This is a genomic window from Paractinoplanes rishiriensis (genome assembly GCF_016862375.1).
GTDB lineage: Bacteria > Actinomycetota > Actinomycetes > Mycobacteriales > Micromonosporaceae > Actinoplanes > Actinoplanes rishiriensis.
Map to the genome: position 1 here is coordinate 32,866 of NZ_BOMV01000012.1, position 14,628 is coordinate 47,493.

Sequence of the window (14,628 nt, forward strand, 5' to 3'; positions counted from 1 at the left end):
ATTAGGCCAGCGCCTTTTCCAGCGCGTCGGCGGCCGGGCAGGCGACGTCCGGCACCACCCCGGTGCCCTCCCAGTTGCCGCCGCTGTGCGCGTCGATCACTTCCGCCTCGGGCAGCAACCCCAGCACCCGCCGCGACAGATGCACCGGTACGACGTGATCGGCCGCCCCGCGCGTCGGCTCGCCCACCACGGTGACCCGCCCGCGCGCCGCCAGGTGGTAGGCCAGCGCCTCGGCCGACGAGTACGTCCGCGCGCTGACCAGCACCGTCACGTCGCCGGTGAACGCGCTGCCCGGCGGACGGTCGGCCGTCCACCACTGCCGGCGCCGGTCCCGGTAGATCACCTCGGAGAGCTGGGTGGCCCGGTCGCCGAGCAGCCATCCGGCCACGGCCGCCACGGTGCCCGGGTCGCCGCCGCCGTTGGCCCGCAGGTCGAGCACGAGCCGGCGGCTGCCCCGCGCCAGCGCCGCGGCGGCATCCAGGTATGGCCGGGCCGGGCCCACGGCGTCCAGGGTGTCGAGCGCGACCACGCAGGTGCCGTCCTCGAGCCGGCGCACCGCACCGACGCCGGCGCCCCGGGACCGCACCTCGTCCGGGTCGGGCGGCGGCCAGCCGGGCATCTCCACGTCGCTGCCGGTGCCGTCCGGGGCGAAGTGCAGTTCGAGGTGCTGGGAGTGCCGCTGGGCCAGCGCCTCGACGGCCCTGCACGCCGAGCCGTCGACCGGGGAGCCGTCCCCGGCGTACGCGGCCGTCAGTTCCGCGGTGAGCCGGTCGAGACGGCCGCCGGCCGGCATCAGCCGGCCGAGCCGGTCGGTCAGCCGGGCGGTGAGCTCACCGACCGTGCGCAGGTCCTCGATCGCCATGGTCCCGAGATTAGGGCGCAGCGCGCCCACCGCGTCCGATTCAGCTTCTGCTGACCGCAGAAAGGCCGCCGGCCGCAGCGACGGCCGCTGACGGCAGAGCGGCCGCGGCCGTTACGCCGCCGCGCGGCGGGACTGCTTGTTGCGGTACATCTCGGCGTCCGCGTCGCGCAGCATCCGGTCGGCGTCGGCGGGGGTGCCGACCGCGATCCCGATGCTCGCGCCCACCGACACCACCGCGCCGGTCACCGGGATCGGCTCGGCCACCGCCGCGGCCAGCACGCCGGCCAGGACCGTGGCGGCCGCCTGGTCGGCGCCCGGCAGCAGCACCGCGAATTCGTCGCCGCCGAGCCGCGCCACCGTGCCGGCGTCACCCAGCAGCGCGGTGACCCGCTGGGCCACGGCGATCAGCACCTGGTCGCCGGCGTGGTGCCCGTGCTCGTCGTTGACCTGCTTGAACCCGTCCAGGTCGACGAGCAGGACGCCGAGCCGGGTGTGCGGGACCGCCTCGCGCACCCGCTGCTGGAGCAGCGCGCGGTTGGCCAGTCCGGTGAGCGCGTCGTGGGTCGCCTGGTGCCGCAACTCGTCCTGGAGGCGGCGGGACTCGGTGATGTCCCGGCCGTTCCAGACGATGCCGGCGATGCTGGAGTTGCCGCGCAGGTCGGTGCCGACCACGTGCAGCCAGCGGTAGGAGCCGTCGGTGTGCCGCAGCCGCACCTCGGCGTCGGCGTGCGTGCCCGGAGCGGCCGCGAGCCGGGCCAGCAGGTCCAGGATGACCGGCATGTCGGCCGGGTGCGCCCACTCGCCGATCGGCACTCCGGCGAGGTCGGCGCCGAGCACCCGGGAGGCGGCCGGGCTGGCGTAGCCCACGGTGCCGTCGTCGCGGGTCACCACGGTCAGGTCCCAGGCGTGCTGCACCAGCGCGCTGAACCACTCCTTCTGGTCGCTGAGCTGCACGACCAGGCGCTCGTTGTCGTGGAACGCGACCATCTGGCGGACCAGGACCAGCGCGGTGCTGAGCACCACGCCGGCCGTGACGCCCCAGATCGACAGGCCCAGGTTGCCGCCGATCAGGGCGACGACCAGCAGCATCTGGGTGGCGGCCACCGCCACGTACGGCAATTTGCTGAAACCCCGGCGCTCGGCGGTCTCGCGACGCCCGCCGAGACGGCGGATCTGCACCTCCTGGATCCGCAGGCTCATCGGGATCAGCAGGCACGGCAGCAACTGCGCGATCTGGAGGATGCCGGGGTCGGGCCGGGCGGTGAGCGCGGTCATCACCGGCGCGCCGATCGCGGTGCCGGCCACGCCCAGCGCGCCGATCATCCCGGCCAGGCGGGTAAAGGGCGCGGTCGGGCTGAAGATGAGCTTCACCAGGCCGAACGTCACCAGCATCATCGAGATTGCGGTGGCGGTGGCGGCCAGCCGGTCGGCGGCCTTGCCGCCGGAGAGCTCGCCGGCGAGCAGGAAGTACCAGAGGAAGGCGGCGACCGCGGTGAGGACCGTGCTGGCGTCGAGCCAGAGTCGCAGGCGCTGCCGGCCCGCGCCGCCGAGCGGGTGGCAGAGCATGGTGATCACCACGGTGACCATGCCGGTGACCACGAACGCGGTCTGCACCGGGCTGATCACGCCGTGGTCCAGGCCGGTGAGCACCAGGGTGCTCTGGTAGACGTCGCCGATGCCGCTCAGGCTCATGCTGACCGCGGTCGCGAGCCAGAACCGCCGCGCGTGCCGGGTGGTCCCGGGGAGCCGGTAGAGGCGGACGGCGATCACCACGGTGGTCGCGTCGATGGCGCTCTGCAGCAGCCAGCCGGAGGCCGGTCCGGCGCCGGCCGGGGCGAGCAGGAACCAGGGCGCCATCAGGAGGCCGGCCAAGCCCAGAACGAGCAGGACCGGGTCGGCGGGTGTGCGCACCCAGCGTGGCCGCATGGTGTCCCCGTTCCTCGACATCCGTGCCAGTACACGCGGTTCCGGGTGCAGGACGGTTGCCGGCCGAGGGCTTGCCGGTGGCGACCCGTGCACCCGCCTCTCGACATTTCCTATCGGCTATATAGACTCACTGCCATGCGTCGTACCGTTGCCCTCATCGCCACCCTCACTCTCGCTGCCGGCATGCTCGCCGGCTGCGGGTCCGACGACGGGGACGCCGCCGCCGGACCCGGCCCACTCCGCATCGGCTACCAGCGCTTCGGTGGCCTCAGCCTGGTCAAGGCGCGCAACGACGCGCCCGGCGTGACCTGGTCGCTGTTCGAGAGCGGGCCGGCGCTCACCGAGGCGATCAAGGCCGGCGCCATCGACCTCGGCCAGACCGGAGAGGCGCCGCCGATCTTCGCGGCCGCGGCGAAGACGCCGTTCGTGATCGCCGCGACCAGCGAGCCGGTGCCGCAGGCCGAGGCCGTCCTGGTCAAGCAGTCGCGCGGGTTCAAGACCTTCGCCGACCTCAAGGGCAAGACCATCGCGCTCAACAAGGGCTCGAACGTCAACTGGCTGCTGATCAAACTGCTCGAAAAGCACAACCTGACCCTGAACGACGTGAACGTGAAATACCTCAAGCCGGCCGAGGGGCGTCCCGCGTTCGACAACGACCAGGTCGACGCGTGGATCATCTGGGATCCGTACTTCGCCCTGGCCGAACAGCCCGGCGTCCAGGTGCTCGCCGACGCCACCGGTGTGGCCAACAATCGCGAGTACGTCCTGGTGGCCAAGGACTCCGCGGAGAGCAAGACCCAGCAGATCAAAGACTTCCTTGCCACGTACGAGAAAACGACCGCCTGGGGCATCGCCAACCCGGACGAGCGTGCGAAGGTCCTCGCGCCCGAGCTCAAGATCGACGAAGCGACCACGAAGCGGGCCCTGGCCCGCGCCGCGAAGCCGCTGACCCCGCTCACCCCGGAGATCGGCACCGAACTGCAGGCGATCGCGGACGGCTTCACCGAGCTCAAGCTGATCCCCGGCAGCATCGACGTGAAGTCGCTGATCGATCCGCGCTTCTCCGGCACGGCAGCACAATGACCGTCACCGAGGCGCCACCCGCCGCGGTCGCCAATGCCGCGCCGGTCGCCCCGGCCCGCGCGAAACGCCGCCTGCGCTGGCAGCGTGCGGTCAGCCCGCTGGCCATCCTGCTGGTGTGGGAGGTCACCGCGCGGGCCGGGCTGATCCCGCCGGAGAAACTGCCCGCGCCCAGCGAGGTGCTGCGGACCGGCTGGCGGCTCGCCGCCGACGGCACCCTCGCCGACCACCTGTTCACCTCGCTGAGCCGGGCCGCGGCCGGCCTGCTGATCGGCGGCGTCCTGGCACTCCTGCTGGGCGCCACCGCCGGCCTGCTGCGGCTCGGCGACGACGCCATCGACCCGCCGGTGCAGATGGCCCGCATGCTGCCGCACCTCGCGCTGGTCCCGCTCCTGATCATCTGGGTGGGCATCGGCGAGTCCATGAAGATCACGCTGGTCTCGCTGGGCGTCTTCTTCCCGCTCTACTTCAACGTGTACGCGGGCATCCGCGACATCGACGAGCGGCTGGTCGAGGCCGCGCGCACCTGCGGGCTGGGCACCTGGCAGCGGATCCGGCACGTGGTGCTGCCCGGGGCGATGCCGGCCCTGTTCCTGGGGTTGCGGCTGGCCATCGGCGCGGCCTGGCTCAGCCTCGTGGTGGGCGAGCAGACCAACACTCAGAACGGCATCGGGTTCCTGATGATGGAGGCCCGCGAGTTCAGCCAGACCGACGTGGTGGTGCTCGGCCTGTTCGTGTACGCGGCCCTCGGGCTGCTCTCGGACGTGCTGCTGCGCACCCTGGAGAAGCGGGTGCTCGGGTGGCGCCGCGGATTGCAGGCGACATGACGGCGGTGGTCCAGGCCCGCGGGGTGCGCCGGGCGTTCGGGCCGGTGACGGTCCTCGACGGCGTCGACCTGACCATCGCGTCGGGCGAGGTGGTCGCGCTGCTCGGTGGCTCGGGATCGGGCAAAAGTACGCTGCTGCGCATCCTGGCCGGGCTCGACCCGGCCGCGACGGGCGAGTTCACCGTCCCGCGCCGGCACGCGGTGGTCTTCCAGGAGCACCGGCTGCTGCCCTGGAAGCGGGTCATCGACAATGTCGCGCTCGGCGTGCCCGGCGACCGGTCGAAGTGCACGGATGCGCTGGCCGAGGTGGGTTTGGCGGACCGCGCCCGGGCCTGGCCAGCCGAAATGTCCGGCGGTCAGGCGCAGCGGGTTGCGTTCGCCCGGGCGCTGGCTCGCGACCCGTCCGTCCTGCTCCTCGACGAACCGTTCGGTGCCCTGGACGCGCTGACCCGCCTGCGCATGCAGCAACTGTTCGGCCGCCTGAGGTCCGCGCACGGCTTCGCGGCGCTGCTGGTCACGCACGACGTGGACGAGGCGCTGCTGCTGGCCGACCGCGCGTTGGTGCTGGCCGACGGCCGGATAGCGGCGGATCTGGTGGTGCCGCTCGACCACCCCCGGGCCCCCGACGACCCCGGCTTCGGTGAGCTGCGGCGCCGGTTGCTCGACCTGTTGGGCGTACCACTTGCCAGTTTTGGGGGTGCACATACGGGTACCTAATTGTTTGCTGCGTCAAGCTATCGAAGGGAATCGCCATGGCACAGGTCAAGCTAGCCGTCATCTACTACTCGTCCACCGGCACGGTGCACGGGATGGCGGGGCGGCTCGCCCAGGCCGGCGAGAAGGCCGGAGCCGAGGTGCGGCTGCGCCAGGTGGCGGAACTGGCGCCGCCGGAGGCCATCGCCGCGAACGCCGGGTGGAGCCAGCACTTCGACGCCACCCGCAACGAGCCCAGGGCCACGCCCGACGACATCGTGTGGGCGGACGCGGTGCTGTTCGGGACGCCCACCCGCTACGGCAACGTGGCGAGCCAGCTGAAGCAGTTCATCGACACGCTGGGCCCGCAGTGGTCGAAGGGCCTGCTGGCCGACAAGGCCTACGCCGGCTTCACCGCGTCGATGACCGAACACGGCGGCCAGGAGTCGACGCTGCTGGCCCTGTACAACACGATCTACCACTGGGGCGGCGTGGTGGTGGCCCCCGGCTACACCGACCAGCTGAAGTTCGTGGACGGCAACCCGTACGGCGTCTCCCACGTAACCGGCGGCAACAACGACACCCCACTGGGCGACGCCCAGTTGGCCGCCCTCGACCACCTGGCCGAGCGAATCGTGAAGATCGCCGCCAAACTCTCACGGGTCGAGTAACCCGGCGAGACGCACCAGCGCGGCGGCCACAGCTCGACATCCTCAAGTTGAAGCCGCCCGCTGGTGACATGCAGCAATTCCCGTCGGTCGGACCCACCTGGACTGTCTGGTCCCGCCGTCGTTCTGGTCCCGCCGTCGCTGCCCGGCCGAGCCACGACGGAAGCGAGCAGGAGGAGGCTGCCAAACCGCCCGGACCGTCGCAACCCTGTCCCGGGCCGCGGGTCAGCGGGGGAGCGGCGGCTCGCCGGCGCTCAGCTGGTCGCCCATCCAGTCGGCGATCATCGGGCGGGCCCTGGACGGAAGGTTGGAGACGCCGTGGTTGCCCTCGGGGAAGCACACGAACGTGCCCTTCGGTGACTCCTCGGCCTGACGCTGGGTCTGCTGCCACGGGATCAGCCGGTCCAGGCGGCCGGTCACGTACAGGGCCGGCACGCTGATCCGCTGGCACTGGCCGGCCAGGTCGAGGGTGAGGGCCAGGCGGCGGCCCTCCTCGTCGTCGCGGGCGCCGGACTTGACCACGAAGGTCTGCCTGGTCATCGGCGGCAGGTCGTCCCACATGTCGCCGAAGCAGAAGGGCCCGCTGATGCCGGCCACCGCGACGATGCGCGGCTCGTGGGCGGCCACCCGGGGCGCGTAGTAGCCGCCCAGGCTCACCCCGACCGCCCCGATCCGCTCGTGGTCGAGGTCGGCACGGCTGCCCAGCAGGTCGAGCAGTGCCCGGACGGCAACCTCGTAGTCGTGGCGGATCGGCAGTACCAGGCCGGTTTCACCCTGCCCGGGGCCGTCCAGCGCCACGGTGGCCATGCCGCGGTCCAGGAACGACTGCTCGAAGTAGAAGAACTCCTCCTTCGTCGAGTCCAGGCCCGGGATCAGCACCACATAGGGCGGCAGGTCGATGCCGGGCGGCCGCCGCAGATTTGCGTACGCCAGGCCCTCCGGTAGCGGGACCTCGAGCCGCTGCGCCGACGGGTCGAGGCGGGCCAGCGCGGTCCGCGTCTCCTCCACCGAGCGACGGGTCGCCTCGGCAGCCAGGTCGAGGTCGACCATCCAGACGAACTTGCCGAAGTGCCGGTTGACCGACGCGCGTCGCCAGGCCTGCCCGGCGGTGAGGTGGTGACCGGTGGCGTCAGCCTCCCGGGCGAACTCGGCCTGCTCGTCCGCGGTCCGGTTCCACTGCGGAAGCCAGTCCGCCCAGGTCTCGGTGCGCGCGATGGTCACCGTCATGTCGTTGTAGTCGACCCCGTTCTGGATCAGCCGGGGCGCCCAGTGGGCGAGCGCGGTTTCGATGGCGGCGTCGGGCATGGTCGGTCCTCCATCAGGCCAGGATGCGAACGGGTGTCTCGAGCAGGCCCAGGAAGTGGGCCATCCAGCGGGCGGCGAGCGCGCCGTCGACTGGCCGGTGATCGATCGACAGGGTCACCCGCAGCACGGTGGCCACGGCCAGCTGTCCGTCGATCACGACGGCCTCCTGCCGGGCGGCGCCCACGGCCAGGATCGCGGCCTGCGGCGGGTTGATCACCGCGGTGAACTCCTCGGTGCCGAAGACGCCGAGGTTCGTCACGGTCAGCGTCCCGCCCTCCAACTCGTCCTGTCGGAGCCGCCCGTCGCGGGCCCGGGCCACCAGGTCGGCGCTCGTCCGGGCGAGGGCGCTGACGGTCATCTCCGAGGCCCGGCGGACCACCGGCGTGACCAGGCCCTTGTCGGTGGCGACCGCGACCGAGACGTCGACATCGCGGAACCGGTGCAGGGCGTCGGCGGTCCACACGACGTTCATGTCGGGCACCGCCACGTGTGTGCGGGCGGCGGCCGCGACGATCAGGTCATTCAACGAGATCTTGACGTCGGTGGCCTCGTTGAGCTGCGCGCGAAGGGCAAGCAGCGCATCCACCCGCGCACTCCCGCGGATCGTGAAGACCGGCGTCTCCCGCGCGCTCTCCGCCAGCCGGGTGGCGATCGCCCGCCGCATCCGCGAGTGCGGCACCACCTCGTAACCGGACTCGCCGGCGACCCTCGCGGTCTCGGCCGGTGCGGGCGACGCTGCCGGTGCGGGCGACGCTGCCGGTGCGGGCAGCGGCTGGCCGGGCGCCTCGATCGGGACGGCGGAGCGTTCGCTCAATGCCCGTCGGACGTCGTCGCGGACGATCCGGCCGTTGGGGCCGGTGCCGCTGAGGTCCTCGACGCGCAGACCGTTTTCCCGGGCCAGCCGCCGGGCCAGCGGACTCGCGAAGATCCGCGCCCCCGACAGGCCCGATTCGGCAGGTGTTGCGGTGGACGAGCCCGCGAGAAGATCCGGGACATCCTCCGCCGCGGCGGAGCTGTCTGCCGAGCCGGCCGGGGTTTCGTCAGCGCCGAGCAGGAGGGCAACCAGGCCGTCGACGTCGTCGATGACCTCGCCCGGTGCGGCCAGCACGGCCATCGGGGTGCCCACCGACACCGCCTTGCCGGGCTCGACCAGGAAGCGGACCAGCACCCCGTCGGACTCGGCCGGCACGTCCACGACTGCCTTGTCGGTCTCGACCGTGGCGATCGGGTCGCCGGCCGCGAAGGCCGCACTCTCGGCGACGGGCCACTCGTTCAGGACCGCCTCCACCATGTTCGCGGAGATCTCCGGCATCCTCAGCAGGCTCGCCATCTCACGCCTCCTCGATCTGGCGAAGGGCGATCTGGCGAAGGGCGGCGGCGACCTCCTCGCGGCGGGCGATGGCGGCCCGCTCGAGCACCTTGCTGATGCTCGGCGACGCCTCGCCCCCGGTGACCCGCTCGATCGGGGCATCCAGCCAGTCGAAGAACCGCCGCTGGATCTCGTCGGCCAGCCAGCCGCCGTACGAGGTGCCGGCGGCGCCCTGCTCGACGATGAGGATCCGGTTGGTCTTGCGGATGCTGGCGCCCAGCGTGTCCCAGTCGATGCTGGCACGGTCGAGCCAGCGCAGGTCGATCACTTCGGCGTCGACGCCGGTCTCGTCGACCGCCGCGAGTGCCTCGGCGACCATCGACAGGTAGGCCACGACGGTGACCGCCTCGCCCGACCGTCGCACCGCGGCCTTACCGACCGGGAGGCAGTAGTCGTAGTCGTCGACCGGGCCCGGGCCGGTGCCGTTGTAGAGGTCGACGTGCTCGAGCACCACCACCGGGTCCTCGCAGCGCAGCGCCGCGTTCATCAGCCCGACGTAGTCGAACGGCGAGGACGGCGCGACGATCCGCCAGCCCGGCGCGGTGGCGAACACGCCAGCCGGGTCCATCGAGTGCTGCGAGCCGTATCCCGAGCCGGTGGCCACCTTGCTGCGCAGCACCAGCGGCACCGGGCCGTCGCCGCCGAACATGTGCCGCGCCTTGCCGATCTGGTTGAACAGCTGGTCGGCGGCGACCCACATGAAGTCGGCGTACATGAACTCGACCACCGGCCGGAACCGGCCGTCGAGCGCGATGCCGCCGGCCAGGCCGGTGAACGCGTTCTCGCTGATCGGGGTGCCGAGGATCCGGTCGCCGAAGGCGTCCTTCAGGCCCTTGGTGGCGCCGTTGGTGCCGCCGCTGAGCCGGTGGATGTCCTCGCCCATCACGACGATCCGGTCGTCGGTCTCCATCCGCCGCCGCATCACTCCGGCCACGGCGTCGATGAACTTGATGTCCTGGACGGCGATGTCGTCGTCGGCGAGGCGGGCACCCTCGAACTCGGCGAGGTCGCCTCGAACCCCGACGTTCACGAACGCCGGATCGGGCCACTCGTCCGGCCGGATCCGACGCTCGCCGGGTTTCCCGCCGGGCACCGGATCGAGCAGCGCCGCTCCGGCGTTCGTCATGGCCTCGCGCGCGGCGGCCGTGGCGGCCTCGCGGTCCTCGGCGGTGAGCAGACCTCGGCGGATGAGGTGACCGGCCACCTGGTCGATGGGGTCGCGGGCCCGCCACTGCGCCTCCTCCTCCTTGGTGCGGTAGCGGAAGGCGCTGCCCGGGAACGGCCCGTTCTGGTGGAAGTATCGATAGGTGTCCGCCTCGATGAGCGTGGGGCCGCGGCCGGCGCGCATGTGTGCGGCCGCCTCGCGCATCGCCAGATGGACCGCGAGTGGATCCATGCCGTCGACCCGCCAGCTGGCGATGCCGAAGCCCGGGCCGCGCGCGGACAGGAGCGGCTCGCCGGTGGCCTCCGCGACAGTGGTGGAGACCGCGTACTGGTTGTTTTCCAGGAAAAAACAGATCGGCAGCCGCCACGCGGCGGCCAGGTTGAACGTCTCGAGCGTCGAGCCGATGTTGGCCGCACCGTCGCCGAAATAGGTGACCGCCACCGCCTCGGTGCCGGCCTGCCGGCTGGCCCAGGCGTATCCGGCTGCCAGCGGCACGCCGCCGCCCACGATGGCGTTGGTGCCCATCGCGCCGGCCTCGATCCACTGGAGGTGCATCGAGCCGCCCCGACCGTGGCTGTAACCCCGGTCGAGCCCACAGATCTCGGCGAGCGTGCGCAGCAGCACCGTGCGGACGTCGTCGCTGAGTCCGGTTGTGAGGTCGAGACCCTTGGGCGCGACGTGCTGGAGCGCCTTGGCGAGGAACTGGTGATGGCCGCGATGTGAGCCGTTGACCTGGTCGCCCGGTGCGAGCGCGAGCACCGAACCGACCGCTCCGCCCTCCTGGCCGATGCTCGAGTGCGCCGGGCCGTGCACCAGGCCGGCGGCGGCGAGCTCCAACACGTATTCCTCGAAAGCCCGGATGAGGACGAGCTGGTGGAACATCGCGCCGAGGACCTCGGGATCGGCGGCGTCCCAGTCGGCCTCGGTGGCGACGAGCTCCGTCCAGGCGGCGTCCGGGTGTAGTGGGCGGTGTTCCGGCATCGGGGACCTCCTTCGTCCGGACCAGCCTGGCACGGATTGGATCCAATTTCCAGAGCGGATCCCCTGTTTCTCATGCCGGAGCGGATGCGGTACGTTCGATTGGATCCAACCGGACACCCGAGATCGGGGGACGCCATGGGAATGCCCGGCCTGCAACGACTCGACCACGTCGGCTTCACCGTGCCCGATCTCGACGTGGCCCAGGAGTTCCTGGTCGACGTGCTCGGCTGCGAATACCTGTACTCGCTAGGCCCGTTCGCCGACCCCGGCGGCTCGTGGATGGCCGACCATCTCAACGTGCACCCGGACGCCACCATCCCGGAAAACCGGTTCTTCCGGCTGGGCGGTCAGGCGATCTTCGAGGTCTTCACCTACACCGCGCCCGGTCAGCGCCAGGACCCGCCGCGCAACAGTGACGTCGGCGGCCATCACGTCGCGCTGTACGTCGACGACCTGGATGAGGCGGTCGCCCACCTGAAACGTCACGGCGTCACCGTGCTCGGCGAGCCCACGGCGAGTCGCGGCCCGCATGAGGGCCAGCGCTGGGTCTACTTCCTGGCACCATGGGGCATGCAGTTCGAACTGGTCTCGTACCCGCACGGCCGGGCTTTCTTCCGGGACGAGCAGTCATGACCGTCGCCACCCAGCGCGTCGCCGACCACCTGCGCAGCGCCATCCTCGGCGGGCACATCGCACCCGGCGAGCGGGTCCGCCAGGAAGACATCGCCCAGCAACTGGGTGCGAGCCGTCTGCCGGTCCGCGAGGCGCTGCAGATGCTCGCGGCCGAGGGGCTGGTCGAGCACGAACCCAACAAGGGTGCCCGGGTGCCGTGGCTGTCCATGCACGAGGTCGATGTCATGTACAAGATGCGCGAGCAACTCGAGCCGCTGGCGCTGGGCGAGAGCCTGCCGATGCTGACCCCCGGCGACTTCCTGCGCCTCGAGGAGATCCAGGACGAGATCGAGAACGGGGTGGACGTCGAGGGCTTCCTCGCCCTCGACCGGGAGTTCCACCTGCGCACCTACAGCGCCTGCGGGATCGATCAGCTCACCACCACGGTGACCCGGCTTTGGAACTCCACGCAGTACTACCGGCGCATGTTCATGCAACTCACCGGTCCGAGCCGGCGCTGGGTGGTGAATGCCGAGCATCGCCTGCTGATGGACGCGATCGAGCGCCGCGACGAGGTCGACGCCGGTCGCTTCCTGGCCGGCCACATCCGGCGGACGCGTATCGAGCTCGGCCGGCATCCCGAGGTGTTCGGAGACTGATGATGATCGAGTTTCGAGTCAACGGCGAGTCCCGCACGGTCGAGGCCGATCCCGATACGCCGCTGCTGTACGTCCTGCGCAACGACCTCGGCCTGCTGGGCGCCCGGTTCGGCTGCGGCCTCGGTCTGTGCGGCGCCTGCTTCGTGCATGTCGACGGCCATCCCGTGCCGTCCTGCGACACCCCGATCTGGTCGATCGAAGGCAGGGCGGTGACGACCGTGGAGGGCCTGACGCCGCATCCGGTGCAGCAGGCGCTCCTCGACGAGCAGGCGGCGCAGTGCGGCTACTGCGTCACCGGCATCGTGATGACCGCGGCCGCGTTGTTGGCACGCGAGCCGCACCCGACCGCACCGGCGGTGGCCGCGGCGCTCGACCGTCACCTGTGCCGGTGCGGCGCCCAGCAGCGCATGGTCCGCGCCGTCGTCAAGGCGGGTGAGGGCGATGACTGAGGCGGCGCTCCCCAAAGATCTCGCGGCCAATCCGATCCTGGCCCGCTGGATCCGGGTGCACGGCGACGGCAGCATCGACGTCCGCGTCGGTAAGGTCGAGCTGGGGCAGGGGATCCTGACGGCGCTCGCGCAGATCGCGGCCGACGAACTCGGCGTCGGCCTGTTCACGATCCGCATGCTGGCGGCCGGCCCCGACGGCCCGGACGAGGGCATCACCTCGGGCAGCATGTCGATCATGGATTCCGGTGCGGCGCTCCGGCTGGCCGCGGCGAACGTGCGGGCATTGTTCACGGCCGCCGCGGGGGATCCGGCGTTCTCGTACGGTGAATGGGCCGACCGCGTCGACCTGGCGGTGCCCGCCGACCCCGGGGTGCCGTTGCGGTCCGAGCCCGTCCTGGTCGGCCAGGCCGTTCCGCGGCTCGATCTGCCCGACAAGGTCTACGGCCGGCCGCGCTACATCCAGGACATGCGGCTCCCGGGCCAGCTGTTCGGACGGGTCGTGCGCCCGCCGTCCCGCGGCGCGCGGCTCGTCACGGTCGACGACTTCCCGACGCCGGACGGGGTGGTGCTGGTCCGCGACGGGTCGTTCCTCGGTGTGGTGGGACCCGACGAGGCGGTGGTGGTTCGTTCCGGGGAGACGCTGGCCCGGGCCGCCCGATGGGCCGAACACGACTCGCTACCGGACGAGGACGAGCTCGACAAGTTCCTGCGTACCGGCCCGCACGAGACGATCCCGGTGGTCGACGACGGCGCCGCCCGGCCCGCCGGTCCGCAGTTGCGAGCGACCTACAGCCGGCCGTTCGTGGCGCACGCCTCCATGGCACCGAGCTGCGGCGTCGCGATCTGGCACGGGGACGGCCGGGTCGACGTGTGGTCGCACAGCCAGGGCGTGCGACCGCTCGGCCGGGCCATCGCCGCCGCGCTCGACCTGGACCCGGACGGCGTGCGGGTCGAGCACGTCGAGGGCGCGGGCTGCTACGGGCACAACGCGGCCGACGACGCCGCCTTCGACGCGGTGCTGCTGGCGCGGGTGGTGCCCGGTCGCCCGGTGCAGGTGCTGTGGAGCAGGCAGGACGAGCTGTCCTGGGCACCGTTCGGTTCGGCGATGACCGCGGACGTCGTCGCGACGCTCGCGGCCGACGGTTCGATCTCCTCCTGGCAGTATGACGTCTACAGCCAGGGGCACACCTCGCGCCCCGGATACGCGGGCGGGGTGCCGGGTCTGCTGTCGGCGACCTTCCTGGAGCACCCCGCGGAGTATCCGGCGGCCGTCGACCCGTCCACCGCGACCGGCGCCGGCGGCACCCGGAACGCGCTGCCCGGCTACGACCTGCCGGCGCGCCGGATCACCGGCCATCGGTTGCTGCATTCGCCGATCCGCAGTTCGGCGATGCGGGCGCTGGGTGCGTTTCTCAACGTTTTCGCGATCGAGTCGTTCCTGGACGAGGCCGCCGCGACGGCCGGCCGCGATCCGCTGGAATACCGGCTGGCCCACCTCAGCGACCCGCGCGGCCGCCGGGTCCTCGAGGCAGCGGCCGAGGCCGCCGGCTGGGGGCGGCCGGTCGCGGAGGGCGTCGGGCTCGGGTTGGGCTACGCCCGGTACAAGGGGCGCGGCGCCTACTGCGCCATCGTGGCCGAGGTGGAGGCCGAGAGCGACATCCGGGTACGCCGTCTCACCGTCGCCGTCGACGTCGGCCAGGTGGTGAACCCGGACGGCGTGCGCAACCAGATCGAGGGCGGCGCCGTCCAGGCGGCGAGCTGGACACTGGTGGAGCGGGTGCGCTTCGACCGGCGGCGCGTGGTCAGCGACAACTGGGAGTCCTATCCGATCCTGCGCTTCTCGCAGGCGCCGCGCGTCGACGTGGTGATCCTGGACGCGGGAGGTGAGAAGTCGGTGGGCGCCGGCGAGGCAGCGCAGGGCCCGACCGCCGCCGCCATCGGCAACGCGGTGGCCGCCGCGGTGGGCGTGCGGGTGCGCGACCTACCGCTAACCGCAGACGCCGTGGTCGCCGCCATCGAACGCGACGGCTGAC

The 14,628-nt window shown here is 71.9% G+C and carries 13 protein-coding genes; 8 read left to right on the forward strand and 5 right to left on the reverse strand.

The window, feature by feature from the left end:
- Position 1: 1 nt before the first annotated feature.
- Positions 2 to 862 carry a S41 family peptidase gene (locus Ari01nite_RS08505; RefSeq protein ID WP_203780564.1) on the reverse strand — a complete coding sequence of 287 codons (861 nt, stop codon included), beginning with the start codon at positions 860 to 862 and terminating at the stop codon, positions 2 to 4.
- 111 nt (positions 863 to 973) lie between these two features.
- Entirely contained in the window at positions 974 to 2,809 is a 1,836-nt protein-coding gene (locus Ari01nite_RS08510; protein WP_203780565.1) for a diguanylate cyclase domain-containing protein, read from the reverse strand.
- Between the two features lie 114 nt (positions 2,810 to 2,923).
- On the opposite strand from Ari01nite_RS08510, the gene Ari01nite_RS08515 reads away from it, so the two are divergent.
- From Ari01nite_RS08515 to wrbA, 4 genes are read left to right on the forward strand one after another with little or no spacing between them, the layout of a single operon-like run.
- Positions 2,924 to 3,871 carry an aliphatic sulfonate ABC transporter substrate-binding protein gene (locus tag Ari01nite_RS08515; RefSeq protein WP_203780566.1) on the forward strand — a complete coding sequence of 316 codons (948 nt, stop codon included), beginning with the start codon at positions 2,924 to 2,926 and terminating at the stop codon, positions 3,869 to 3,871.
- Positions 3,868 to 4,695, forward strand: a complete 828-nt coding sequence (locus tag Ari01nite_RS08520; protein WP_203780567.1) for an ABC transporter permease — start codon at positions 3,868 to 3,870, stop codon at positions 4,693 to 4,695. The genes Ari01nite_RS08515 and Ari01nite_RS08520 overlap by 4 nt, the downstream gene beginning before the upstream one ends.
- Entirely contained in the window at positions 4,692 to 5,411 is a 720-nt protein-coding gene (locus Ari01nite_RS08525) for an ABC transporter ATP-binding protein (protein ID WP_203780568.1), read from the forward strand. Before Ari01nite_RS08520 ends, Ari01nite_RS08525 begins: the two co-directional genes overlap by 4 nt.
- A 35-nt stretch (positions 5,412 to 5,446) precedes the next feature.
- Positions 5,447 to 6,058 (forward strand): NAD(P)H:quinone oxidoreductase, encoded by a 612-nt coding sequence (gene wrbA / locus Ari01nite_RS08530; RefSeq protein ID WP_203780569.1) that lies wholly within the window; start codon positions 5,447 to 5,449, stop codon positions 6,056 to 6,058.
- Between the two features lie 222 nt (positions 6,059 to 6,280).
- Here wrbA and Ari01nite_RS08535 read toward each other — a convergent pair whose 3' ends face one another.
- Genes Ari01nite_RS08535 through Ari01nite_RS08545 form a run of 3 tightly spaced genes read right to left on the reverse strand, consistent with a single transcriptional unit; the run spans position 6,281 to position 10,875 of the window.
- Positions 6,281 to 7,360 carry an alpha/beta hydrolase family protein gene (locus Ari01nite_RS08535; protein WP_203780570.1) on the reverse strand — a complete coding sequence of 360 codons (1,080 nt, stop codon included), beginning with the start codon at positions 7,358 to 7,360 and terminating at the stop codon, positions 6,281 to 6,283.
- A gap of 13 nt (positions 7,361 to 7,373) precedes the next feature.
- Complete coding sequence (locus Ari01nite_RS08540) at positions 7,374 to 8,690, reverse strand: dihydrolipoamide acetyltransferase family protein (RefSeq protein ID WP_239162582.1); 1,317 nt, start codon at positions 8,688 to 8,690, stop codon at positions 7,374 to 7,376.
- A 1-nt stretch (position 8,691) separates the two neighbouring features.
- Positions 8,692 to 10,875: an alpha-ketoacid dehydrogenase subunit alpha/beta gene (locus tag Ari01nite_RS08545; RefSeq protein ID WP_203780571.1), complete on the reverse strand. Its 2,184-nt coding sequence runs from the start codon at positions 10,873 to 10,875 to the stop codon at positions 8,692 to 8,694.
- A gap of 135 nt (positions 10,876 to 11,010) precedes the next feature.
- On the opposite strand from Ari01nite_RS08545, the gene Ari01nite_RS08550 reads away from it, so the two are divergent.
- The 4 genes from Ari01nite_RS08550 to Ari01nite_RS08565 are packed head-to-tail and all read left to right on the forward strand — an operon-like array spanning position 11,011 to position 14,627.
- Positions 11,011 to 11,508, forward strand: a complete 498-nt coding sequence (locus Ari01nite_RS08550; RefSeq protein WP_203780572.1) for a VOC family protein — start codon at positions 11,011 to 11,013, stop codon at positions 11,506 to 11,508.
- The gene (locus tag Ari01nite_RS08555) at positions 11,505 to 12,146 is read left to right on the forward strand and encodes a GntR family transcriptional regulator (RefSeq protein ID WP_203780573.1); all 642 of its coding nucleotides are present in this window, start codon (positions 11,505 to 11,507) and stop codon (positions 12,144 to 12,146) included. Before Ari01nite_RS08550 ends, Ari01nite_RS08555 begins: the two co-directional genes overlap by 4 nt.
- Positions 12,147 to 12,148: 2 nt before the next feature.
- Complete coding sequence (locus tag Ari01nite_RS08560) at positions 12,149 to 12,595, forward strand: (2Fe-2S)-binding protein (RefSeq protein ID WP_203780574.1); 447 nt, start codon at positions 12,149 to 12,151, stop codon at positions 12,593 to 12,595.
- Complete coding sequence (locus Ari01nite_RS08565) at positions 12,588 to 14,627, forward strand: molybdopterin cofactor-binding domain-containing protein (RefSeq protein WP_203780575.1); 2,040 nt, start codon at positions 12,588 to 12,590, stop codon at positions 14,625 to 14,627. The genes Ari01nite_RS08560 and Ari01nite_RS08565 overlap by 8 nt, the downstream gene beginning before the upstream one ends.
- Position 14,628 lies beyond the last annotated feature (1 nt).